This is a genomic window from Ohtaekwangia sp. (assembly GCF_036786105.1).
GTDB lineage: Bacteria > Bacteroidota > Bacteroidia > Cytophagales > Cyclobacteriaceae > Ohtaekwangia.
In genome coordinates this window covers 33,852-58,400 of sequence record NZ_DAIQRQ010000026.1, presented here as the reverse complement: position 1 = coordinate 58,400, position 24,549 = coordinate 33,852, and the positions used below count along the sequence as shown (strand labels likewise).

Genomic DNA, 24,549 nt, shown 5'->3' with positions numbered 1-24,549 from the left:
TTTAAACTTTGAATAGAGCCGGAGGATGAAGCGGAAAAAGTGTGGATGCTTCTAACAAAGAAGACGCTCATGATCTTAACATCGATAAAATTTTGCCACGCGCGAAGCACTTGCCGAACATCTTCAGGGACTCTCAACCTATGGAAGATTTTTGCGTTTTGCGAAAGATTTCAGGAAGAGGGGTATACTGTACTATGAAAGTAAAGTACACGAAGGCCGGAAATATAGAGCTTGCGCTGAATGATGCATGCGAATTTATGAGTCGAAAAGATTACACAGACGACTGGAAGGAGACCAGAGTCAACCGTATTGTGCCTGAACTCACCCGGCTCCGGGCAGATGAAGCGATTAACTACACTCGCAACGATTAACCGGTAACGATTAACGGATAACGATTAAGGATACTCATCCCGTAAATGAGGTATTGAAATAACAGGTAGCTTGTAGGTACTTTGCTCAAAAAAAATAAACTCAACCGTCTATGAGAGAGCATCTATTCAAAGAATTTCTCACGTTAAATTATAACGACTCGGCATTGGCTGTTGTAGCCAAGTGGCTGGTATCTCCGACACCCGATGAGTTCAGAACGGGCCTTGATTGCATGCTGGCAGCCATGCAGCGGCATAACACCGGAAAACTGATTGTGGATACAACGTTTCTCGGTGCTATTCAGGAAGAAGACCAGCAATGGGCCTCTTCGGATTGGTATTATCGTGCAAAAGAAGCCGGGTATAAACGGGTTGCTATCATTCTGCCAACGGAGGTGTTTACAAAGATGTCTGTTCAAGACACGATGGATGCAGTACGGGAACAGTATGTAGACACCGGCTATTTTGATAATGTGGATGCGGCGCTTGAGTGGATTGGGCGATAGTATACAGGCATCTGGTTTCGCATCCTGGTATAGGTGTGTGGCAAAAAATAATCAAGGATATATAACAAAGGGCGGTATAATTACCGCCCTCTGTCTTGGTTTCTATAGGGATTTCAATAATTCCCTTCGCCTCCCATCTTACCGGAAACGCGTGCAGCATACGCTTCGAGCTTGCCTACTTCCTGGTCGATCATCCACAAACCAACACCCTCTTCGCCAATAATGTCGAAGATCTCAACAGCTCTGCGCGCCAGTGTCTCTTCTTCGCGCTGCTCATTTACATACCATTGCAGAAAGTTAAATGTAGCAAAGTCCTTTATCTGCAAGCACTGATCAACGATGTTGTTGATCGATTTGGTTACTTCGATTTCGTGATGCAGCACGGCTTCAAACACTTCGCGAAGAGAAGCAAACGAGTGCTTGATGCCGGAGATTTCCGGTTGCAGTGCATGGCCACCCGCAGCGTTCACATAGCGAAAGAGTTTCAACATGTGTCTGCGCTCTTCTTCAGAATGTTTATAGAGAAATTCTGCAGAGATTTCAAATCCCTGAGTGTCGCACCACGATGCCATGGAGAGATACGCAGCAGAAGACTTACCTTCCATTACGATCTGATTATTTAGCAATGCTTCTATTTCCGGAGTGATGGACCGGGCCGGAGTATAAGATTGTTTTTTCATGTGATGTATAATAAAGTTATTTGGTCTTTGAGCAGTATAGCGTATCCGGTCACAAATAACAAAGTACGATCGTAAAATTTCTTTTCAGGGTCACTATAATATAAAGTTACTTCAGATTCACTTCTCGTGCACAGTATACCCGGCATTATGTACCAAAGTGCAGGGTAGTAAAACATCACTTGTATCGGGTAGAAAATACTTCAAAAAAGATAAATGCCCGTATACCTTTAAAAGGGTTACCAAGTCAACGTCTTCTTGACATGTATTTCATTCCTGTTTAACTTTGTTTGGAATTAGTCTAAATAGTAAGTGGCTTTCCGCTTTGAATGAGGAGTGATTAACGAATGATGAATGCGCCCATACGAATTTTATTAGCGGATAACCAGCCACTGACTGCTGCCGGATTGGTACATTTCCTGGAAGCCCGCGAAGATGCGAGCATCCTCGATGAAGTATTTGACCGTGAGCAGCTTGAATCGTTGCTGGAAAAACATAAGCCCGATCTTCTGATCACCGACTACAACCTCGCCAACTACATAACACCCGATGACCTCAGGATTGTAAAAGAGATATCTCCTGCGACCAATATTCTCGTCATTTCAGCAGATGACAATAAGGGCACTATACTCGATGTACTCCAACTTGGAGTAAAGGGATATCTCACCAAAGCGTGCAGTCGTGAGGAGATTATGATGGCGATTCAATCTACCGCGCGTGGTGAGAAGTTCTATTGCCACAAGATACTCGACATTATTATGGAGAAGCATTTCAGTTCCGAGCCTGAGACATTCGATGCTTCCATTCTCACTGCACGTGAAACAGAAATACTTACATTAATAGCGCAAGGTAAATCCACACAGACAATTGCCGATAATTTGCATCTCAGTCCGCATACAGTACAAACCCATCGCAAGAGTATCATTCGCAAACTCAACATAAAATCACCCACCGAGTTCGTTATCCACGCGATCGATTTTGGTTTGATTAAGCCTAAATAGGTTAATACATTGTACTATTTCGATAACCTATATATACTTCTATTTCTTCTCCTATAGGCTTGTGTCACTTCTCACAGCTAACAACCTAAAGCCAGCGATATACCCGCTACAAAGTAGTACCACTTTTCCATACAGATAACCTTCTTTCCATCTTCGCCAGGTATATAAAAATGCCCGCTGCAGGCGATTGACATCAGGTGAGCGCGCGCTATACTTTTATCCGTTAATTGTTCACGTTAATTGTTACACGTAAAGGGTAACACTAACGGATAGCGAATAATGTGTAACGATTAACCACTAAATGATAACGATTAACCTAAAGAAATGCACGAAAGATCAAACCTTGAAATACTGGCGGAGTCTCTGAATGGCTATGTAAGTCGTTGCCTGTGCTGCCATGAATTTAATCTGGCCTATAAAAATGTGTTACTTGTTTTTGATGAAGAACAGTTGATCCGTTTTTTCGAATGGGTGCTTTCCAACCGGCAATCGCTCGATAACTTTCATCCCTTGCCACACGGTCGGTGCCGAATATTTTCGAGTCCTCACAGCAATTTGCTCATCGTCTATAATGACGAAGAGATTGATGAGCTGGCAGGTTTGTTTGCTGAAGTGCAGATTGTGCTGGAGGCCAGGCGGCTGGTCAATTGTCAGAAAAACAACCCTTAGTATACACGCCAATACCATTCTGGTAGCACCCAAGTTGTCATCCGTAATAACTGACCTTCCGAGGTAGTTTGGATATACCCTGCAAGGGGTATAATAATTCACTAGTCGCAGCGATTGCGGCCGGAATGGGATCGGATTTACTTTTGAATGTACTTAATAATGGATTCTAATAATAACTTAAAATGAACCTTCATTACTTTTTTAAAGGACTGCTGATCGTGATCCTCGCAGGTACTTCCGCATGGGCACAACAAGCTCAGACACTCGGATCAATCAGCGGAACCGTAACAACGTCAGACAACCGGCCGGCGGAGTTTGTAAACGTAGCGCTTAAAGGAACAAACAAAGCCACCAATACCGAAGCCCATGGAAAATTTGATTTTAAACGCATCACGCCCGGTAGTTATACCGTGGTGGCAAGCCTTGTAGGCTACGATGCTGTAGAACAAACTATAGAGGTGTATGCAGGACAAACGTCTGTTGTTAACTTTTCATTGAACGAAACTTCAGCGCAGCTTCAGGAGATTGAAGTACGTGGCGAACGCGTTAATAAATTCTCTCGCATCGAGAGCGGTTATGTTTCCAAAATGCCATTGAAGAACCTGGAGACCCCGCAGGTATATACAACCATCACTCGCGAACTACTGGCAGATCAATTGGTCTTCTCGGTTGATGATGCCATGAAGAACGCCCCCGGCTTATTAAAGATGTGGGATGCCACCGGCCGCAGTGGCGATGGCGGCAGCTACTATAACATGCGTGGCTTTGTAGTGCAGAGCCAGTTGCGCAATGGTATAGCCGGAAACGTATCGAGCAAGATCGATGCCGTGAATCTGGAGAGAATTGAAGTGATTAAAGGCCCTTCGGCTACACTGTTTGGTAATGCGCTTACTTCGTATGGTGGCCTTATTAACCGTGTTACCAAGAAACCGTATGCAACAACCGGCGGTGAAGTTACGTACGCCACCGGCAGCTATGGATTCAATCGCGTAAGTGCCGATTTCAATACACCATTGGATGAAGAGAAGAATGTACTTTTCCGTCTGAACACAGCCTATAGCTATGAAGGTAGTTTTCAGGACAACGGATTTACCAAAAGCTTTGCCTTGGCGCCAAGCCTGACATACAAAGTAGACGATCGCCTGTCATTCAACTTTGATGCTGAGTTTTTTCAGGGACAAAATACAGGCTTGTCCGTATTCTTCTTCCCATACGGACAAACGATAGCCTCCATGGGTGTTACGCATGCTGACCAACTGCCGATTGATTACAAGCGCTCTTATGCCAATGAAGATATGTACCAGACATCAAGGAATATAAATTTCTTTGGTCAGATGGATTACCAGATATCAAATACATGGCGCTCGCAAACCAATCTTACGGTGACCAACAGTTATTCAGATGGCCCCGGTCCTTATTATTACCTGATCGCCAATTCAAAAGTAACAGGCGATCCCAATGATATCGGTACCAACTATATATCACGCAACGATCAGTTTACACAAGACAGCAAAGACCGCGTATTCGAAATGCAGCAGAACTTTATAGGAGAGTTCTCAGTGGGTAACATGCGAAACCGCCTCGTGGCGGGTCTTGATTTCTTTTATAAGAATTCGGATCAATATTTCTCCGGAGGTACACTTGATACGATCAATGTTACACAGCCCATACTGAACTATAGAAACTTTAACCGCACCAGCATGAATGCGATCTATCAGCGTGGCGACTATAGCTTTGTCTATCCGGCTATCTACAAGACATATACCTATAGCGCGTATGCTTCCGATATATTGAATCTTACCGATAACGTAATGGTAATGGCCGCCCTGCGGATAGATCATTTCGATAACAAAGGAAACTTTGATGAAAGTACCGGTACAATCTACGCCGGCACTGCCTACAATCAAACTGCATTGGCTCCGAAATTTGGTGTAGTATACCAGCCTGTAAAAGATAAAGTATCGTTGTTCGCAAACTATCAGAGCGGATTTACCAATAAGACTGGAACAGATTTCAATGGAAAGTCTTTCAGACCAGAACAGGCGAATCAGCTTGAAGGAGGTATTAAAGTAGACCTGTTGGGTGGAAAACTGAACGGTACCGTAAGCTATTACAACATCCTGGTAACAAACCTTGTTCGTACAGATCCCACGCATCCTAATTTCTCTATCCAGGATGGAACCCAGGTAAGCAAAGGCATTGAAGCCGAGATTGTGGCAAGCCCGGTGCAGGGTCTGAATATCATGGGAGGTTTTGCTTACAACCACGCTGAGTTTACCAAGTCAGACGAAGATGTGGTAGGTCGCAGACCGAACACAGCCGGTGCACCCTATGCTGCCAATTTCTGGGCGAGTTATACCCTGCAGGCAGGAAGTGTTAAAGGACTGGGGGTTGGCTTCGGTGGAAACTATGCCAGCGACAACACCATTATTAACAGTGCCAGCATCGGCCAGTTTATATTGCCTTCTTATACTGTGTTAAATGCATCGTTGTTCTACGATCAACCTAAATTCAGAGTGGGTTTAAAGGTAGATAACCTCACCGACAAGCATTACTGGATCGGCTATACCACGGTAAATCCTCAGAAACTCAGAAGCATTACCGGCAGCATTACGTTCAGATTTTAAATGGTGCTATTGCAATACATGACCGTGAAGAAAATTACAGGAAAACTTCACCTCTGGCTCGGGCTAACGTCCGGGCTAGTGGTTTTTATTGTCGCGGTTACCGGCTGTATCTATGCATTTCAGGCAGAGATACAGGATATGACGCAGCTGTATCGGTATGCAGCAGTTGAACAGAACCCTGTTCTGCCGCCATCGCGATTAAAAGCAATTGCTGAAGAAGCGTTGCCCGATAAAAAGATACATGCTGTGTTGTATGGCAAACCCGGCCGGGCAGCACAGGTGGTCTTCTATAGTTTTGATCCTGAATACTATTACTTTGTTTATCTCAACCCTTATAGCGGAGCGGTGTTGAACGTGAAAGATGAAAATGCCAATTTCTTCCGCATCATTCTCATGGGCCATTTTTACCTGTGGCTTCCGCCAACCATCGGGCAGCCCATAGTGGCATCGGCAACGGTCATCTTTGTGGTGATGCTCATCACCGGCATGATACTCTGGTGGCCTAAGAACAAAGAGGCAGCGAGGCAGCGATTCAGCATCAAGTGGAATGCGCGCTGGCGCAGAAAGAACTACGACCTGCACAACGTACTGGGCTTTTATGTTATCTGGATAGCCATTATTCTGGCAACAACCGGATTGGTATGGGGATTCCAATGGTTTGCCAACGGATTACATGCAGTAGCAGGAGGGAAGAAGTCACTGGTATACAGGGAGCCTGCTTCTGATACAACAAGCACTGCGCGAATGGAGATGCCGGCTATCGATCGAATCTGGGTGCAGATGACACGAGAGCACCCCACGGCAGAAGTGTTGGAGGTACACGTGCCCGAGACGAAGGTTGCCCCGATTGTTGTTACCGTCAATGCGGATGAGCAAACCTATTGGCAAACAGAGTACCGGTACTTCGATCAGTATACTTTGAAAGAACTTCCGGTTGAACATATTTACGGCAGACTCGCCAGTGCCACCGCTGCCGACAAGTTGCTCAGGATGAATTATGATATTCATGTGGGGGCCATCATCGGATTGCCCGGCAAAATACTCGCATTTATGGCCAGCCTCATTTGTGCCAGTCTCCCGGTAACCGGTATCTGTATCTGGTGGGGACGGAGAAAGAAGCAGGCTAACGAACCGGAAGAAGATGAACTTGCAAAAGAGAAACCTGCCACCAGGTCTGCATCATCCTTTCGAAGACCTGTTATTACTATGATACAGGAAAAATCAAAAGTATAGATCATAAGCCTTACAGACGAATGAGCCAGTAGCGGTCACTTTTTTGTTTGAATAAGTGCTTCATGCAGTTAATCGACTTCGTTTATACAAATGAGACACCCGTCTGAGCGAGGTTCATGTAATGTAAAACCTGACGTCAAGTGCTTTCGGGAGCATACTGCTGAGATGGTTTATGATGAAAGGCGGTTGATTGTGAAGGGAGGAGTTATACATTTTAAAAGTTTCCCAATATGCGCCACTCTGGTGCTGTCTTTTTCTCGTTTTGGGCTGCGCAATGCGTGTCCATGCCGGGTATTATTTCTCCAAAATCGACCTTGTGAAAGTTAATACGTCTTTTTTGAGGGTATAGCGATGAGCGTTAGCAAACGTAATGCCCATACTAAAATCATGTGATGGAAGTACACCACCTCCAGGGTTTGATGGTATTCTTTTTCGTTTGTAAGATATAGGTCGAAATGGTAAATTTTACCTCGCTATTAAAACTGGCGGACTTCTTGCAATAACTGCCCGGTGTATTGGAAAACATCAATTTTTAAACATTTTAATCTATGGGCCGGCATATTTTTGCATGCTTATCAAAGAAGCAGTATAATTACCGAAGCATGAAGAGACTTTTGATCATTTCGCTTTTTCTACTGATTCAGATAGCTGGTTATTCCCAGACGCATAAGTTTCAATCAGTGTTCATCTACAGCTTTACGCGCTATGTACAATGGCCGGATGCTTATAATCAGGGAGATTTCGAAATACTGGTGCTGGGCGATTCTCCGATCCTTGATGAACTCAGAAACATGGCTCAGACCAAAAAGGTAAGTGGCGATCGTACGATCAAGGTCACAAAAATTAATGGGCCTTCAGACATTCGGAAATGTAATATTCTGTACGTTCCCTCCAATAAATCATCTCAAATCGACAATGTACTGGCAAAGGTAAATGCGATGCCTATACTGATTGTCACAGAAGAACCGGGCCTCGGACAGAAAGGGAGCAATATCAATTTTATTGTGAAAGATGGTAAATTGGCGTTCGAATTAAATCAGGCATCGATAAGCAAGAAAAATTTAAGAATCAGCAATGAGTTGTCGCGACTGGCAATCATGATCTAACACCTACCTATGGAAGAAAAAGATAAAAGGAGATTTCGCTTTCGGTTAACCATCGGGAATAAAATACTCGGTGGTTTTCTCATTTTGATAGTATTGTTTATACTGAACGGTACTATAATTTTTTGGAAAGGAAATGAGATTAACAATGTTGTAAACAGTTCGAGCCAGATATACCGTCCTTCGCAGGATGCTATCAAGGAGTTTATCCTGCTGGTAACACGATCTAAAATGTTGGTGACCAACTGGGTTTACCTGCAAACCAATCAGGAAGACAAGAACGCATTGCGTCAGCTCCAGGATTACGATTATCCCGCATTAAGGGAGCGTATCACCAAGCTGATGCCTACCTGGGAAAGCGACAGCCAGCGTGCCTGGATGGATACCGTGTTTTTAAAATTCGATACATTGATAAACGATGTACAGAAAAAGTCAGTGATGGCTAACCTGCAGTCGTTCGAGAACTATGAAGATCCGCTCACGAAGCTGTTGGCAGAAGATGCTGTAGAGAGCCAGGTAATCCCGCGCACGACAGACCTGATCAATCGCCTGAATCGTATTGCCAAGAAGCAGGATGATGTAACCGAGAGATCGGATGCCGAGATCAAAGATTCTATCAAGAGTCTTCAGACTTATACCCTGGTACTGGGGCTAAGCCTTATTGTAATAGGACTGGCAAGTGCACTCTTCCTGCGCCGAAGCATTACACGCCCGGTTAACTTCCTTAAAAACGTGATTGTCAAACTCGGCAAAGGCGAACTCGTGGAAGAGAAGCAGGCACAAGCCAGCAACGATGAAATTGGTGAAATGGCCGCGGCGATGGATAACCTCGTTTCAGGTTTGAAATCAACCAGCTTGTTTGCCGAGAACATCGGTAACGGTAATTATCAGATGGAATTCAAGCCTTTGAGTGAGCACGATGTATTAGGCAACGCCCTGATCAACATGCGTAACAACCTCGCCAAGGTTTCAGAAGACGACAAGAGACGTAACTGGGCAACAGAAGGTCTGGCCAAGTTTGCCGAGATTCTGCGCACGAATAACAGCGACCTTATTAAACTCTCCGACGAAATTATCGGCAACCTGGTGAAGTACCTGAAAGCCAACCAGGGGGCTCTCTATATAGCAGATGACGCAGCGGCCGATGAAGAGGCCACAATGTCTATGAAGGCATGCTATGCGTGGGATAAGAAGAAATTCCTCAACCATAAGATATATAAAGGCGAAGGACTTGCGGGGCAGGCATGGCAGGAAGGTGATACGGTATATCTCACCGAAGTACCTCAGAACTATGTTCGTATCGTATCCGGACTGGGTGATGCGAACCCTACCAGCGTACTGATCGTACCATTAAAAATAAATGATCAGATTTTTGGAGTGGTAGAAATTGCATCTTTCAATGTGTTGCAGGAATTTGAAATAGAATTTGTTCAGAAAATCGCCGAAAGTATAGCGTCTTCGATCGCTTCTGTAAAGATCAACGCACGCACGCAACGTCTGCTGGAAGAATCGCAGGAGATGACCGAGCAGATGCGCGCACAGGAGGAAGAGATGCGTCAGAACATGGAAGAGTTGCAGGCTACACAGGAAGAGATGCAGCGTAGCCAGGCGGAAACAGAAAGCACGCTTAACGCTATCCACAGCTCCCTGGCAGTAGCAGACTATAACACCGATGGAACGATCAATAAAGTGAACAGCAACTTCCTGGAGCTGTTTGGCTATACACAAGACGAGATTGTTGGTGAACACCATCGTATACTTACTACCAAAGAAGAAAAGAACAGCGAGGAATACAGACAGTTCTGGAGGGACCTGAGCTCAGGTTATCCGAAGAAGGGTGTGTTCAAACGCATTAACCGTAAAGGAGAGATCATCTCAATTCGTGCAAGCTTCTCACCGATCAAGAACCGCTCTGGCGAAGTGGTAAAAGTGATGGAGATTGCGTACGAGTTAAGGTAATTTTAAGGAATTGCTTTCGTTAAAGTATAGGAAAGAAGGAGCTTCGGCTCCTTTTTTCATTTAGGGTCGTTGTCCGTTATTTGGTTACACGTTATCGAGGAAAGGAAGCCGCTGGTTGCTGGCCTCTGGATGTGTGAGTTTGAGATTAGGAGTGTGCAGCGTTTCCGCAAAACTATATTTCTTCCGGACTTTTCGTCTTTGAATTTTTATCTGCGGTTCTGCGAGAAGGTTTTGTCTATGTCAGGTGAAACACTCAATAGCAAACTATATTTCGATAAATGCTCTGATGTTGAAATAATATATAGGTAACAACGCGAAAAGTATATATACTATAAAGTATAGAAAGCAAAAAAGCCCAGCGTCTCTGGGCTTTTTTGTTTTACCTAAACCTAAACCTATGAGAAGAATTACTCTACTCACTGTAATCTAACGTATAGCATTTGGTGAGGTTTCAGGCGTTGAAAAAAAATCTAGGATTTTTTCAATTTATGTTTAAACACTTTGCGAAACTTCTCCAGCTTCGGCTGAATCACATATGAACAATAAGGAGCGTTGCCATTCAGGTTATAATAATTTTGATGATAATCTTCTGCCTTATAGAATACTGTATAGGGTGTAATCTCCGTTACTATAGGATTGCTAAAGATGCCAGACTTATCAAGATCTGCTTTATACTTTTCGGCAAGCTTCTTTTGCTCTTCGTTGTGATAGAAGATCACAGAGCGATACTGTGTTCCTTCATCAGCACCTTGTTTGTTAAGTGTTGTAGGATCATGTGTCTTCCAGAAGATCTCCAACAGTTCATCGTATGATACCTTTGCAGGATCATAATGCAGTTGTATTACTTCGGCATGACCGGTAAGTCCGCTGCATACTTCTTTATACGTTGGATTTTTTACCTGGCCTCCTGAGTAACCAGATTCAACTTTTTCTACGCCTTCTACATTTTGAAAAACAGCTTCGGTGCACCAAAAGCAGCCTGAGCCGAAGGTGGCTAATGCCAGGCCTTCTTTTACGGGTTCATTTGCCATAGTCGATGTTGGTTGTTTACTTTTTTGCCCACAGGAACTGCCGGCAATCAATAGCGCGAGTGCCAGCATAGTAATGTTGAACTTCATTGTCGTAATGGGTTTCTTGTTATGTTAACCTAATTACGTGCAAAATGGTTTGACCGGATGTTTCCATTTGTCGGCCAGCCAACATATATACTGAAATAGTATCTATAGCAGTATAAAATCAGGCGCTTAGTAGCTCTGGTAGAATGAACGTATAGAAGGTATCAATTGATTATAGATAGGCTTGGTGAACTCGAGGAACAAATCCTGGGGTACAGGAGGTTGTTGCTCTCGAAGTTTGCAGAGTGCAAGCTGCTGATCGCTCAGCGCACGGTCATCGCCATTGAAGCGGGCCCATTGACTTACCCAAACGTACTCGCCATTAAACTTACGATGGGTGAGTACACCGTTGGTTTTGCCATCAACAATGATCAGGCTCAGCAGGCCGGAAGACAGTATCTCTTTACGATAGGTGTTGAGCTTGGCTTTAACTGTGTTATATACCGGTATTGTTTTACCATCTACTTTCGCTTCGCCAACCTTTACACTGTCGCGTGTAACGACTTCTTCTTTTTCTTTGAGCACCGAGTTGCCTACGGAGAAGTCATCGAACTGAATGCGCATAATCTGATCCACATAAGGGAGTGCTGCAACCTTGGCTTCTTCCGGAGTATAGAATTTGATGAAAGTTTGCTCCGTATAATTTGTATGCAGAAATTCTTCGATTTTGTCCTGAAAGAATCCACCGCTCAAGCTATAGCGTGTAGGTACCGGAATCTGCTCTACTACTACCTTCAGGGTTGCTTCAAACTTGGCTTTATCCAGGTACTCGATAACATCTTTATAACCGGGTACATAGTTTTGTGCATCGGCAAAATTATAGTAAGCACGCTTGGCGTCATTACGATTGCCTTTCATGAGTGCTTCAATACCGGCATTATAGCTTTCGTCAGCGGCCTTTTCTTTTAACGGGCCAATCTCGTTATAGTAGTTCACAGGATTCTTTACAGCCTTCATACACCCCGGACACTGGCGTATGGCTTCGTACATCTGGTTGATGGCGTTATAGGATTGAATGGCGTTCTTCCACTTGAAATTTGAATTGGAAGCAATTTCATTCTTGGCCTGTGTTTCATAAAATTCAACCGCCAGCGGGTAGGCGTTCTTTAAAGTTTCCAACGATTTGGAGTGATCAGGATTTTGCCGCAACCGGTTCACTGATTTCATTACGGCATCAAAATAATCGCCACGTTCATACGCCTTTTTGCCAGAGCTGCAACCTGTTAAGTGTACCAGGGCAGCTATCATCAGAGAAACTGAGATCAGTAAACGTCCAAATTTCATAGTACGTAAGGGGATAGGTAAGTAGAATTAAAAGCCCGAATTTAATCAGTTCGCAGGGAAAAAGTAAATGAGAATATCATCCGTCAGGTCGCGCCAGTTGCCCCATGAATGTCCCTGGTTCACCTCGCGGAACTGGTAGGTGCAGGCGTTCTTGTTCAGCAATGTTCTCATTTTTTCAGCACCCTCCTTTGTATCATTAATCGTGCCGGTAGTCATGAAGATTTTCACCGGAGGTTTTTCAGGGTTATCGCATAATGTATAGATGTCGGGCTTGAACCAGAAGGCCGGAGACTGAATGCCGGCCATCCCAAACAGATTAGGGCGCGAGAAGGCAAAATAAGCCGCCGTTAAGCCGCCCATAGATGTGCCCAGAATGGCGCGGTCTTTCGGATCGCTGGAGATCGGATATTGCCCTTCAATGCTGGGTATAAGCTCTGTCGTGATGAAGGCCAGATAACCGGGATTCATGGCAAGCTCCTGCATTCTGCGGTTGTTGGAACGGTTAACCGGCTCTCGGTGATCGATGAATACGACAATAACCGGTTTGATCTTTTTCAGGTGAATCAGGTTGTCCAGGATTACAGGCATGTTGCCCATCTGTTCGTGCATATATTCATAGCCATCGGTAACATACAAAATCGGATAGACCATGCGTTGTTGCGGATTGAACGCTGACGGTGTGTAGATGCTATACGTTACCTGGTAGCCCAGCAGTTCACTGTTGACGAGGAGGTCTTTCTGAATTTTTCCACGGGCAATGCCTTCCATCGGTTCTGTGAGCGGATCGGCAGCCCAGCGAGGCATGCGTAGCTCGGAGTTAGGACTTCCACCACCCACACCTGACCACTGCTGATTGGGATTGACCGGGTCCAGCAACCAGGTAGATTCATTCACCACTATTTTATAATCAAGTCTTGCATCGGCAGGGAAGGAAGCTTTTAATATCCAGATTTTTGTACCCGGTATACGCGTTCCTTTGTTATTGAAATTTTTGTCGTATCCCCAGCCATTGAAGTCGCCCATCCAGGCTACGCTGATGGCTTCGCCCCGATAAAGAAAGGCAACTGAGTCGCCCACTACAAACGGTATCTGCTCTTTACTGGCAAGGGATGCAAATTGTTTTTCTGCTTCCGCAGGATGGGTATAGAATGCACGGATCGTTTTGGTAAACGAGTTATAGTCTTGCGAATATGTTGCGTAACATGACAGGATAACGGAGACGTATAGTATAGGCCGGATCATACTTGCACAACATCATCCTGGTCTTTTACAAAACGAACACAGAACGCAGCAATCAGCAGAAACACGCCTGCCATCACAATGCTATAGATCGCGCGTGATCCGTAAATATACTTTACAATGGGGCCGCTTACAATGCCGTTTACAATCTGTGGCAACGTAATGAAGAAGTTGAATACACCCATATAAATTCCCATCTTATAGGGAGGGATCGATCCGGCCAATATAGCATACGGCATGGCGAGAATGCTTGCCCAGGCAAAGCCTACACCAATCATAGAAACTACAAGCAGCTGCGGGTTGTGTATAAAGTAAATGGATATCAGTCCTATACCGCCCGCAGTAAGGGATACAGCATGCGTTAACTTCCGTCCGATCATTTTAGCAATGGCCGGCAGGAACAAAGCATAAACAGCCGACACACCGTTGTAAATACCAAAGAGACCGCTCACCCAGTTGCCCGCATCCTGATAGGTTTCTGACGATCTATCGCTCATTGGCAATCCATATACATGGGTGGCAATGGCTGACGTGCTGAACACCCACATGGAGAATAAAGCAAACCAGGAGAAAAATTGTACAAGCCCGAGTTGTTTCATGGTAGCCGGCATACCTTTAAAATCGGAAACGATCTGGCTTAATCCTTTTTGGGTTGATGCTATATCTTCTTCATGCGCATGTTCATGCGGAGGATACTCTTTTGTAGTAGAGACCGTCCACAGTATAGCAATGAGAAACGATGCGGCACCTACATAAAATGATAAGGTAACGTTAAAAGGCACTTCTCCGGGCGCTGCAGTTTTGGCAATGTCGAAGAACTCAGCGAATATATAGGGCAAAAATGAACCCAGCACGGCTCCTATACCAATCAAAAATGTTTGAATAGAAAAACCGAGTGTACGCTGATCGGAGGGAAGCAGATCGGCCACCAGTGCGCGAAAGGGTTCCATTGCTACGTTGAAGGAAGCGTCCATGATCATTAATATACCTGCACCTGCGTACAAAGGCGGAAGTATATTTACCAGTATATCTGCATTCGGCATGAACATTAATGCTACCGATGCAATGAGGGCACCTGCAAGAAAGTAAGGCCTCCGTCTTCCCAAAGAAGTCCACGTGCGGTCGCTATAATAACCGATGATCGGTTGAATGATCATACCCGTAAGCGGTGCTGCGAGCCAGAACCGGGACAAATGCTCTACATGAGCGCCAAAAATGCCGAGGATGCGCGATGCATTTCCATTCTGAAGGGCAAAGCCAAACTGGATTCCGAAAAATCCGAAACTCATGTTCCAGATTTGCCAGAACGACATCCGTGGTTTTTGCAGAGTAGTGTGCTTGGCCATGTAGACTGTTAGCTATTCAATCGATTGTAGATGTACTAAAGTCAATAAAATCTTAGTCAATACCAATTTTATTGACGATAACCACATCCCACCTCACCATTGAAGGGTGATGGCTGCTGTTGAATATTCTATCTCCACACTGTGTACATTTTCCCGTGGTGCGGGTTCCGGATCGAAGAACGGATCAAATTTTTCGAGTGCGGCAAAGAACTGGTTTATATCGTTGTTCACCGCCACCGGATTTCCGTTCACGGCAGCTTCCGCCAGCGTAGCATCAAAGCCATGCCACACAATCTTTAGCTTGCGAACAGGCGATACGTATGTACCCTCCGTTGCATTGAGGATGAACATGCGTTCATGCGGACGATATTCCACCAGGCGTTTGGCAAATCTTCCTTCCTGGTACTGGAATGTACTGCCGTCATCTTCATAGTATTCAAATGATGTATCCTGCTTGCCTGCATACAGGTGCAGCGTGAGGTGATCGCTGACTTCTTTGGTGTTCGACAATACAGGTTTCATCGGGATGATGGCTCCGCCTTTGATAAATACCGGCAGGCGATGCACCGGGCATTCTACGATGATCTCGGATTGTCCCGGATACTTTTGTCCGTTGTAAAGTGAATACCATTCGCCTTCCGGCAGATATACCTTTACAAATTCTTTCGTGCTTTCGGCAGGTGCCACCAGTATGGAGGGGCCGAGCAGGAATTGGTTGTGGAACTGACCATCGTATATTTTCCAGTCGTGCGTATAGTCTATTGCGAGCGATCGCTGCACGGGCATCCCCGTGGTGCTGGCATCATAAAACAGGGAGTATAAATAGGGCAGAAGCTGATAGCGGAATTTGATATAGTTACGCGATATCTGTTCCACTTCCTCGCCGTATGCCCACGGCTCAGAGTCGCGGCTGTTGATCATGGAATGGCCGCGGAAGAAAGGAGAGAAGGCCCCGATCGATACCCAGCGGGCAAAGAGCTTGGAGTTGGCATCGCCTACAAATCCACCTACATCATATCCTGCGAATGCAATTCCACTCAGCCCCATGCTGTTTACCAGGCGCACGCCCAATAACATGTGCTCGTCATACGCTACATTATCGCCTGTCCACACGGCAGCGTAGCGTTGCACGCCGGAAAAGCCAGAGCGGGTCAAATTAAACGGACGTTTTCCTTTCAGCAGGTTCTTGGCACCTTCATACGTACTGCGTGCCATCTGCATGCCATATAGATTACGGCCCCTACGCATCGTGGCTTTGTTGCCTTCAAAGTCAAGTTCAATGTTCTCGGGTATCATTTGTCCCCACGTGGCAATCTCGTTCATGTCATTCCAGAAACCTTCCACCCCTATATTTACATAGTCGGTAAATTGCTTTTGCCACCACATACGTGTTTTAGGATTGGTGAAGTCAGGGAAGTGACACCAGCCCGGCCATACCTGCCCGGTATAATTGGTTCCATCCTGATATTTGATGAATACATCTTCGCGTATGCCTTTGTCGTACGTGTCGTATCCTTCTTCTACTTTTATACCCGGGTCGCACATCACTACTACCTGGAAGCCCATGCGTTGCAGTTGCACAAGTAATTCTTTCGGATCGGAAAAATCGCGCTGGCTCCACGTAAAGATCTTATACTGGTCCATGTAGTGAATATCAAATACGATGGTATCTGCCGGTATATCTTTTTCACGAAACGTCTTCGCCAGTGTAAGTACTTCTTTATCCGGATAATAACTATAGCGACATTGCTGGTAACCAATGCTCCACAGCGGAGGCATTTCCATGCGACCGGTAAGATGTGTATACTGTTGAATGATCTCTGCTACGGAACTTCCGTACATGAAGTAATAATTCATTTCACCGGCATCGGCAGAGAAGCTTGTAAAGCGATTGTTCGATGCACCAAAGTTAAAAAACGACTTGTGCGTATTATCGAAGAATATGCCATACACCAATCCATTGTGCACGCCCATGTAGAAAGGGATAGAGCAATATAGCGGATCAGCACCTGGCGAGTATGCAAAATTATCAGTGTTCCAGTTCTGATAGCCGTTGCCTTTGCGATCAAGCGGCCCTGTTTTTTCACCGAGACCGATAAAGCGCTCACCGGCCTGTATCTTCTTATAGGTGGTTACCTGCTCGCCATTCCAGCTGGTGCCAAAACCGGGATCATCTTCGTTGATCGGTTGATTGTCGAGCGTATAAAAGCCGAAGCGCACCGGATTTTTGCTGATGCGCAATATGAATTTTGATGTACGTACTTCCAGTGCATCCTGGTTGTCGGTAACCACCGGATTGAATGCCGGAGAAGCTACTACGGAATATGAAAAGTCTTCAAATGTATCGGCTTGGGTTATAGAAATGCGTGTAGTGCCTTCGTTGTAGAATTGTATCTGAAATCGTCCGTTGGAAGTTTCACCCACAATGGCGTTGGCGACTTGTTTCCAACCGGCCAGTGATCCTAAACTTTTGCTGAGAGGAGAATTGATCGTTCTTGACATGATGCGTTTTAGCTTAATATCTTCAAGTAAAATTAATTCAACACATTTAACCTACGAGGACAGGTACTAAAAAACAGAAATCGATTGCGGTAACTGGTTAGTATTACAAAACTTGTTTAAAAAGAAAAGTCTTGAGCAAATTCTTCTGTGTGAATTCACCCAAGACTTAATTTATGATGGAGTTGAAATTTACTTTTTCTTGCCCTTCTTCAGCGAAGAATCGCGTACGATGAGGCGTGTTTTCAGCACCTTGGTTTCCGGAGTCGGATCTGTGTTATCTTTCGATTTCACTTCGATCTGTCGGATCAAAAGCTTGGCAGCCTCCTGACCCATTTCAAAGCCAGGCTGGTCTACTGATGTCAATGGTGGTTCCAGCAATGCACTGAAGAACCAGTTGCTGAAGCCGGCCACCGCTATATCCTGAGGTATCTTCAGACCTGCTTCTTTGATCGCCTGCATGGCACCCATTGCCGCGGGGTCGTTGGTAGCGAAGATGGCATCCGGAGGATTCTCCATCTTCAGCAGCTTTTCTGTAGCTGCTTTACCTTCTTCGATAGTACCCAGTGGGCACGACATAATCAGGTCTTTATTCACAGGTATACCGCTTTCATTTAATGCTTCCAGGTAACCTTCCAGGCGCTGTTTAGTGATACCCAGGTTAGGAGGGCCTTCCAGGTGAGCGATGCGATTGCATCCTTGTTCAATCAAATGAAGTGTGGCATCTTTAGCACCACTCAGGTCGTCCACAATTACTTTGCTGGAAGTAGGAGTGTCGTATACACGGTCGAAGAATACCATCGGTACACCTTTGGCCAGTGTACCATCAATGTGTTCGAAGCTGTTGGTCTCGCGCGACAACGAGATGAGCATACCATCCACGCGGCTGTTGAACAGCGCCTTGATATCGGTCTTCTCACGCTGCAGCGATTCGTTGGATTGTGTAATGATTACGTTGTAACCAGCACTATAGGCAACGTCTTCAATACCGCTGATTACAGTTGAAAAGAAGAAGTGTACAATCTCAGGAATGATTACACCAATCGTATTGGTCTTGCTCTGTCGCAAGCTTAGTGCTACGATGTTGGGCTGGTAGTTCAGTTTCTCTGCTAATTCATTAACAGCTTTCTTCGTTTCAGGACTGATGTCGGGGTGATCTTTCAGCGCTCTGGAAACGGTTGATGGGGAAATGCCCAGCTCGCGGGCAATGTCCTTAATGGTGACCTGATTATACTTCATAATGCAAGTTTACGAACTATCGGTTTAAACTCCGCAACGTTTGCACAACTTTTTTCGCAACTTCGCAAACGAGTGCGGCTCCGATTACGAATCCGATTTCGTGAATTTTAGTCCCTCTTTTAAGTTTCCAATAGTGATTTCTGTGGAAAATAAATGCATTTTTTGACCCACAGAATTCACTGGATTAACACAGAATGATAGAAGAGATAAATTACTTTGAATTGATCCCTTGATCTTTCAGGGTACGATAAACCTGGTAGCGCACTTCACTTCGTGTTTGCTCTTCTTTGTATACATCTTCGCACCAGAAGAAAATCTTCAGTTTAAGCTCGCTGTCGCTTACACTTTCCACCAGTATCGAAGGCTCGCGCTTTTGCAGTACACAGTCCGTAGCTTTTATGGCTTCCTTGATCTCACCGATCACAGCATCTGTTTTATCTTCCGCTACAGCAATGGTCATATCGAAATCAACGCGTTTATATGTATTCCCCAATGTCCAGTTTACAATTTGTTGTGAGAGTACATCGCCGTTAGGAATAATCACATCAGCGCCATCGGTAGTTACCAATGTGCTGGAACGCAAGCCGATTTCCTTTACACGCCCTGCATGGCTTCCTACTTCTACAGAGTCACCAACCTTCAAAGGTCTATCGAAGATCAGTATTATACCCGATACAAAGTTGTTCACTATATTTTGTAATCCCATTCCAATACCAACACCTAAGGCACCGAGTACAATTGTGATTTTGTCTACCGGCAGTCCGGACGCAGATACCGCCAGCAGATAACCAGCACCTAATAAAACCAGTTTCGTCATTAACAATCTGGAGCGGTGTGCTAGGTTTTCGCCTTCATCGTCTCCTATATCTCCGAGGAAATAGCCCAGATAGCGTTGCAGGAAGTGCGCAATCCAGATGATGAGGAAGAACAACAGGATGCTGCCCAATGTAAAGGATGTGTTTCCTATATTTTGCTCGGTATTCAAAATATTACCAATGCCATCAAACAATGCATCAAATAAATTTAGATTGGCAGTAAATACAGCAATCCAGATCAGCAACACTACACCCAGCATAGGCTTACGGAAATTCTGTACTATAGGAGCAGGATCAAATGTATTGGTAAGCTCCTGTTGCACACGACTGGTGTGAATCTGCAACAATACTGCTTCTACCAATATCTTTACCAGTGCCGATAATCCAATTACTTGCGTGAGGCCGAATATGGAAGTAATGCTAAACATATTCGACAATGTTAAGCGCCCGCTGATGTTGGTAATGATGGCCAACACATTCATAACCACGACAAGAATCAACACCACGCGGATAAAACGGGCAAGCTGATGATTGCGCGGAAATGCCTTTCTGAAAAGCAGTGCTAACACAATAGTCGCCACATTCAGCGCAATAAAAAATAGCCGCTGCATGAGCGATGGCACCAGTATATGGTTGGTGAAACTAAAGATGAGGAACAACGCAGTAATACCGATCCAGTATTTGAAAAGTATACGCGGCCATTGTTTTTTGTATATAAATGTGAGTGTTACAATCAGCAGAAGTTGCACGAACTGCATATAGGCAGGAGGGGCGTGCAAATCGAACAAAGGTGCAATGCTAAGGACCACCGCCAGTGCAGATACAACAGGATGATGAGCCAGGTGCGATATATCGTAAGTGATGAGTGACTTTGTTTTTTCTCTGCGCTTCAATATGCGCAGGTTACGTGTTACCCACCAGAAAAATACAATTCCCAATGCCCAGCGTATCAACCGGTCTTCTGATGAATTGCTGTAATAGAATTTCAGCGCCCGCTGTTCTTCTTTAAATACTTCCGATAAGTTTTCGCCTGCAGTGGTGGTGGTTCGTTTCTCCCAGAGGTAATTCATTTCCTTCTGAAAAATTTTTTTGCCGGCCATACTCAGGCGATTGTTCAACCGGTTCATTAATTGAGCTGCAATGATAGAGCCTGCCGATGCCTCCGTCTTCAGTTTGTGAATTGTAGTAAGACTGTTGGTGAGCAGACTGTCGGTATATCTTCTGCGATCACGAAGACCTCTTAGCTGCGGAAGAAAATTTTTGCGGGCAACACTATCGTGGAAAAGTTGACGAAGAATAGAATCTTTACGCAGACCATGTATCTCATTACGAAGCCTGGTTAACCTGGCATCCGATTCTTTAAATGTGTCGTGATAACGGTGCAGATCATGTTCTGCATCTTCGAGCAGAATCTTTAATATTTCGAGGTTCCGGAGATTGAGTGTCTCTTCATATTTAACGAGGCTCTGGTCTACAAAATGAACGATCGAATCGCTCTCTTGTAAACGTTCACCAATGATAATGATTTCCGGGCCGAGCTTGCTTACGTTTTGCACCGAGTCGATCTTCTGGTAGGCCATCTCAAGGTGAAGCATATATTCTGCAGCCGTGGCAGAAGCAGAGTCAGAAAACAATGCGAACCTTCCGCGGTCTTTACGGGAAAATTTACCGGGTTGAGATAATGCAGCCGAACTGGCGAGCAACAAAAGCATTAGCAACGATGCCGTATACCGGGTGTAATATTTCAATCTGTTCATACAGGTTTTAAAGCAGCCAACAGGCTACAGGTAGTTTAGCAGTGCACAAAATACAAAACGAACCATACGAAAAAACAGAAATTGAAACAGGCAGCAATACATTCCGTTGAGACCCTGTTTTTACCTGCTGATGCAAGCCGGTTAGGAAGATACACTGAATTGATGCACAGCGTTTTGTGAGGATATCAGCCTTCTATGAAGAAAAAAAGAGATTTGTATAACGTCATGGTTGATGTTGTGGATATCACCCATGAAAGGGAAACTTTTCTTAAGCAATTTTAGAATGGCGCACTACATGTTTCATGTAAGATATATAATTACTTTAGGAGGGAATATTGTTTGTACAACTCAATTGATATATTAACTGTCGAGTATTTTGAAAAGTGTATTTTCCATTAACCCTAACTTCAAACAGGCACTCTTTTATCTAAAATACTTTGAATCGTAAGAATAAAATTATGGGGTTTTATAATAATATTTTTTATCTGTTATACATATCGCTAAAGAAAATTGAAGGCGGTTTTTCATATCAAACAGATTGGAATCGAGCAATTGAAGCAGTATTCATAATTTCGACATTCGAAATGTTGAATATACTGTCAATTTGGCCATGGCTTAAGAATACTGATGGAGAGCTCTGGGTTCCTTATATAATGTTATTGTTGCTAAATGCAATAGTTTTTCTGGTTTCGGCTCGATATAAAAAGATAGTGAATCAATTTTTGTCCAAGCCACCATCCTTACTTAATAACATTGTTGTTGTGCTGTATCTGATTGGAACAATAGTGTTCTTTATATTCACTCGACCATAAGACAGTGTTTATAACTGCTCGCCATACTAAAACAACGACAACTGCATCTTCATATCCACTACCGATGATTTTACATTATACCCAAGTCTGCTCAGATTACGGGGTTAGGCAACACGTATTACTTATTCCCTAGGGCTGTACGCTTTTCCAGAAAAGAAAAGCGCATGGCCACAAGAACCGGTCATATCTTTTTCAATAATATTTTTGCTTTGAATAAATCGTTGGAAGCGGTCAGGAATGGAAGCAGCTCAGTCCAGTCTGTTGCAGGGTATGTGTTTTGAGTGTAGTACTTTCGTGATTTTACAGTTAGCTTGTTGCCATCCACACGGGCTGTAGATACAAATCCTCCGGTCTTGTTTTCAACCTTTTTGTTGAAGGCGTCAATTCCTTCTACGGTATAGCCTTCGGGAACTGTAAAAATGATCTCGTGATTGAAAGAACGCGGATATGCCATGTATATATCACGGGTCCTGATCTTTTGATCTTCTTTTATCTCAGTTTGTTTTTCAATGAGCTTACCAAGTTCGATAATTACGTTACCGCCTGCTTTACGGGTAATGTTTTCCAATACAAATTCATCGCTGTATTCTGTATTTGGAGTATCCTGCCACATACCGATCGTTTTAATGTTGAGATTTTTATACTCAACCACTTTCGCTTCAAGCTCTTCTTCCAGATTTTTCTTGATGCGCTCATCGCGCTCGTTGTAATCCTGCGTAAGGCGCTGTGAATATTTAGTCTTTTCCTTATTAAAGTCTTTTAATATACCACCTATTAGTCTCGAACTTTCAGCTTGGTATTTAGGTAAGTCGTATGCTTTCATGTAATCGTAGTTGGTAAAGATCAGATATTGATGCATAGCTTTGTTATGACCTTTCGCCAGCACGTTACGGGTGATTTTTAATTGATCGGTATTATCTGCATCAAAAGATACAGCCAGTGTTGACAGTGTAGCATTTTGATCTTCTGTTGAAATGGGCAATTCATGTTTGCTGCCATAATTATTTGTGTATTCACTTCCTTCAAACATATAGTATATATCTCCTGGCAAGCTAAAAGGCGTGGGAGCCGACAGATATACCGGAGGGGTTGTATTGATGCGCATGAAGAATTCGCAGGAGGTGAGATTAACTAGTCTTTCCCAGGGAGCTACATCGCGTGAAGGTGCCAATAGCAGGTCATGGCCAATATTATATCTATCCAGGAATTTATCGGCGAACATAAAAAAATTGGCTGGGCTTTGTGCGTTCAACGGATCGCCAAGTTCTATACCATAGTAGGCCTTCATATAGATCGGATTACGCAGCAAGAAGTACATTTCATTCAAAATCAACTTTTGATCTTTGGTCTTCTTGAAATTATCATTCATGAAATCGACCATCGTCCCAATATCCGATGGATTAAAGGACATGCCAAGTACTTTGCGTGCCTTTAACTCAGGATCAGGTTTTGATTCACCATCCGTAACACTATATCGAAAATGAGGTGCGGACTGGTAGGCGTAGTGCCATAAGATGTCGGGGGCTTTCTCTCGCATGGCATCTTTCAAAGTATAGATAACGTCATTATCTTTTTGTTCCTTCTTAAAAGACGGAGCACCGTTGTAACTATCGTAATAAAAATTGAATTGGTGTGGTATCGAAAAAGTGATAGTATTTGAAACGATGGGATACTTGGCTTCCAGTAAATATTCATCGCCGAATTCTGGTTTGGTTAGGCTTTCATCGCGAACTGCAATGAAATAGTCAATGATATCTCCTGTTTCCAGGTTGGGAATCGGTATTTTCAGGTCTTTGTCGCTGGATGCATCCGCTTTCACTGCCTGCGAGAGATCAACTTCTTTCTCTGTGCCATTGGGTTTGATAACTTTTATGCCAATTACTTTGTAGGCCGATGCTTTACCGAACAGGTTACTCTTGATTTTTTTATTGTCGAAGGCAATGTCTGAGAAATCAACTACCGCTGCTTTATCCTGCAGTTTAATACGATAGTGATAGTTAAGTTTTTCGATGTAAAAACGGTTTACGCTTCCCATGCCCCATACTTTTGTAGTGAAATCACAGATATACTCACGATGATAGGCGAGAACAACGGCCGACTCATCTTTCCATTTTTCGGGAACTGCTGTAACTTTAAACTCAGGAGGGCAAGTACTCCAAAGCTCCTCTTTAATCTTCTTTTCGATTTCGGATGACTGGGCCTGCAAGCCAGAAGCTGCCAGCAAACACAAGCCGGCAACGATAAACATTTTCTTCATGATATAGATATAGATAGATTAGGTTAGTGGTTTACACACGAAG

The 24,549-nt window shown here is 44.2% G+C and carries 17 protein-coding genes; 8 read left to right on the top strand and 9 right to left on the bottom strand.

The window, feature by feature from the left end; all coding sequences use genetic code 11:
• The first annotated feature begins 194 nt into the window (after positions 1 to 194).
• Positions 195 to 371 (top strand): hypothetical protein, encoded by a 177-nt coding sequence (locus V7Q33_RS12660; RefSeq protein ID WP_331982376.1) that lies wholly within the window; start codon positions 195 to 197, stop codon positions 369 to 371.
• Positions 372 to 481: 110 nt separating this feature from the next.
• A complete protein-coding gene (locus V7Q33_RS12655; protein ID WP_331982373.1) occupies positions 482 to 874 on the top strand; it encodes a hypothetical protein in 393 nt (130 codons plus the stop codon).
• Positions 875 to 987: 113 nt separating this feature from the next.
• On the opposite strand, the gene V7Q33_RS12650 is transcribed toward V7Q33_RS12655, so the two are convergent.
• On the bottom strand, positions 988 to 1,554 hold the full coding sequence (locus V7Q33_RS12650) for a ferritin (RefSeq protein WP_333820064.1): 567 nt from the start codon (positions 1,552 to 1,554) through the stop codon (positions 988 to 990).
• Positions 1,555 to 1,898: 344 nt separating this feature from the next.
• Between V7Q33_RS12650 and V7Q33_RS12645 the strand changes: the two genes are divergently transcribed.
• From V7Q33_RS12645 to V7Q33_RS12620, 6 genes are all read left to right on the top strand, one after another.
• Entirely contained in the window at positions 1,899 to 2,552 is a 654-nt protein-coding gene (locus V7Q33_RS12645; protein WP_331982368.1) for a response regulator transcription factor, read from the top strand.
• A 324-nt stretch (positions 2,553 to 2,876) separates the two neighbouring features.
• Positions 2,877 to 3,221: a DUF6686 family protein gene (locus tag V7Q33_RS12640; RefSeq protein WP_333820063.1), complete on the top strand. Its 345-nt coding sequence runs from the start codon at positions 2,877 to 2,879 to the stop codon at positions 3,219 to 3,221.
• Between the two features lie 182 nt (positions 3,222 to 3,403).
• Positions 3,404 to 5,848 carry a TonB-dependent receptor gene (locus V7Q33_RS12635; RefSeq protein ID WP_333820062.1) on the top strand — a complete coding sequence of 815 codons (2,445 nt, stop codon included), beginning with the start codon at positions 3,404 to 3,406 and terminating at the stop codon, positions 5,846 to 5,848.
• Between the two features lie 18 nt (positions 5,849 to 5,866).
• Positions 5,867 to 7,081, top strand: a complete 1,215-nt coding sequence (locus V7Q33_RS12630) for a PepSY-associated TM helix domain-containing protein (RefSeq protein ID WP_333820061.1) — start codon at positions 5,867 to 5,869, stop codon at positions 7,079 to 7,081.
• A 602-nt stretch (positions 7,082 to 7,683) separates the two neighbouring features.
• Positions 7,684 to 8,187 (top strand): YfiR family protein, encoded by a 504-nt coding sequence (locus V7Q33_RS12625; RefSeq protein WP_331982356.1) that lies wholly within the window; start codon positions 7,684 to 7,686, stop codon positions 8,185 to 8,187.
• Between the two features lie 9 nt (positions 8,188 to 8,196).
• Positions 8,197 to 10,143, top strand: coding sequence for a GAF domain-containing protein (locus V7Q33_RS12620; protein ID WP_333820060.1), 1,947 nt, complete (start codon positions 8,197 to 8,199; stop codon positions 10,141 to 10,143).
• A gap of 470 nt (positions 10,144 to 10,613) precedes the next feature.
• Here V7Q33_RS12620 and msrA read toward each other — a convergent pair whose 3' ends face one another.
• The 8 genes from msrA to V7Q33_RS12580 form a co-directional block, all read right to left on the bottom strand.
• Positions 10,614 to 11,261 carry a peptide-methionine (S)-S-oxide reductase MsrA gene (gene msrA, locus V7Q33_RS12615; RefSeq protein WP_333820059.1) on the bottom strand — a complete coding sequence of 216 codons (648 nt, stop codon included), beginning with the start codon at positions 11,259 to 11,261 and terminating at the stop codon, positions 10,614 to 10,616.
• Between the two features lie 126 nt (positions 11,262 to 11,387).
• Positions 11,388 to 12,542: a hypothetical protein gene (locus tag V7Q33_RS12610; protein WP_331982347.1), complete on the bottom strand. Its 1,155-nt coding sequence runs from the start codon at positions 12,540 to 12,542 to the stop codon at positions 11,388 to 11,390.
• A 45-nt stretch (positions 12,543 to 12,587) separates the two neighbouring features.
• Positions 12,588 to 13,784, bottom strand: a complete 1,197-nt coding sequence (locus V7Q33_RS12605) for an alpha/beta hydrolase-fold protein (RefSeq protein WP_333820057.1) — start codon at positions 13,782 to 13,784, stop codon at positions 12,588 to 12,590.
• Positions 13,781 to 15,070, bottom strand: a complete 1,290-nt coding sequence (locus V7Q33_RS12600; RefSeq protein WP_333820056.1) for an MFS transporter — start codon at positions 15,068 to 15,070, stop codon at positions 13,781 to 13,783. The genes V7Q33_RS12605 and V7Q33_RS12600 overlap by 4 nt, the downstream gene beginning before the upstream one ends.
• 150 nt (positions 15,071 to 15,220) lie before the next feature.
• Entirely contained in the window at positions 15,221 to 17,629 is a 2,409-nt protein-coding gene (locus V7Q33_RS12595; protein WP_333820055.1) for a glycoside hydrolase family 31 protein, read from the bottom strand.
• A gap of 189 nt (positions 17,630 to 17,818) precedes the next feature.
• Complete coding sequence (locus V7Q33_RS12590) at positions 17,819 to 18,865, bottom strand: LacI family DNA-binding transcriptional regulator (protein WP_331982335.1); 1,047 nt, start codon at positions 18,863 to 18,865, stop codon at positions 17,819 to 17,821.
• Positions 18,866 to 19,076: 211 nt separating this feature from the next.
• On the bottom strand, positions 19,077 to 21,437 hold the full coding sequence (locus tag V7Q33_RS12585) for a mechanosensitive ion channel family protein (RefSeq protein WP_331982332.1): 2,361 nt from the start codon (positions 21,435 to 21,437) through the stop codon (positions 19,077 to 19,079).
• 993 nt (positions 21,438 to 22,430) lie between these two features.
• On the bottom strand, positions 22,431 to 24,506 hold the full coding sequence (locus V7Q33_RS12580) for a DUF3857 domain-containing protein (protein WP_333820054.1): 2,076 nt from the start codon (positions 24,504 to 24,506) through the stop codon (positions 22,431 to 22,433).
• Positions 24,507 to 24,549: the final 43 nt, after the last annotated feature.

What these genes read in the sequence shown, in the direction of transcription:
- V7Q33_RS12660 (WP_331982376.1), top strand. Translation starts at nt 195, where the DNA reads ATGAAAGTAAAGTACACGAAGGCCGGAAATATAGAGCTTGCGCTGAAT.
- V7Q33_RS12655 (WP_331982373.1), top strand. Translation starts at nt 482, where the DNA reads ATGAGAGAGCATCTATTCAAAGAATTTCTCACGTTAAATTATAACGAC.
- V7Q33_RS12650 (WP_333820064.1), bottom strand. Translation starts at nt 1,554, where the DNA reads ATGAAAAAACAATCTTATACTCCGGCCCGGTCCATCACTCCGGAAATA.
- V7Q33_RS12645 (WP_331982368.1), top strand. Translation starts at nt 1,899, where the DNA reads ATGATGAATGCGCCCATACGAATTTTATTAGCGGATAACCAGCCACTG.
- V7Q33_RS12640 (WP_333820063.1), top strand. Translation starts at nt 2,877, where the DNA reads ATGCACGAAAGATCAAACCTTGAAATACTGGCGGAGTCTCTGAATGGC.
- V7Q33_RS12635 (WP_333820062.1), top strand. Translation starts at nt 3,404, where the DNA reads ATGAACCTTCATTACTTTTTTAAAGGACTGCTGATCGTGATCCTCGCA.
- V7Q33_RS12630 (WP_333820061.1), top strand. Translation starts at nt 5,867, where the DNA reads ATGACCGTGAAGAAAATTACAGGAAAACTTCACCTCTGGCTCGGGCTA.
- V7Q33_RS12625 (WP_331982356.1), top strand. Translation starts at nt 7,684, where the DNA reads ATGAAGAGACTTTTGATCATTTCGCTTTTTCTACTGATTCAGATAGCT.
- V7Q33_RS12620 (WP_333820060.1), top strand. Translation starts at nt 8,197, where the DNA reads ATGGAAGAAAAAGATAAAAGGAGATTTCGCTTTCGGTTAACCATCGGG.
- msrA (WP_333820059.1), bottom strand. Translation starts at nt 11,261, where the DNA reads ATGAAGTTCAACATTACTATGCTGGCACTCGCGCTATTGATTGCCGGC.
- V7Q33_RS12610 (WP_331982347.1), bottom strand. Translation starts at nt 12,542, where the DNA reads ATGAAATTTGGACGTTTACTGATCTCAGTTTCTCTGATGATAGCTGCC.
- V7Q33_RS12605 (WP_333820057.1), bottom strand. Translation starts at nt 13,784, where the DNA reads ATGATCCGGCCTATACTATACGTCTCCGTTATCCTGTCATGTTACGCA.
- V7Q33_RS12600 (WP_333820056.1), bottom strand. Translation starts at nt 15,070, where the DNA reads ATGAGTTTCGGATTTTTCGGAATCCAGTTTGGCTTTGCCCTTCAGAAT.
- V7Q33_RS12595 (WP_333820055.1), bottom strand. Translation starts at nt 17,629, where the DNA reads ATGTCAAGAACGATCAATTCTCCTCTCAGCAAAAGTTTAGGATCACTG.
- V7Q33_RS12590 (WP_331982335.1), bottom strand. Translation starts at nt 18,865, where the DNA reads ATGAAGTATAATCAGGTCACCATTAAGGACATTGCCCGCGAGCTGGGC.
- V7Q33_RS12585 (WP_331982332.1), bottom strand. Translation starts at nt 21,437, where the DNA reads ATGAACAGATTGAAATATTACACCCGGTATACGGCATCGTTGCTAATG.
- V7Q33_RS12580 (WP_333820054.1), bottom strand. Translation starts at nt 24,506, where the DNA reads ATGAAGAAAATGTTTATCGTTGCCGGCTTGTGTTTGCTGGCAGCTTCT.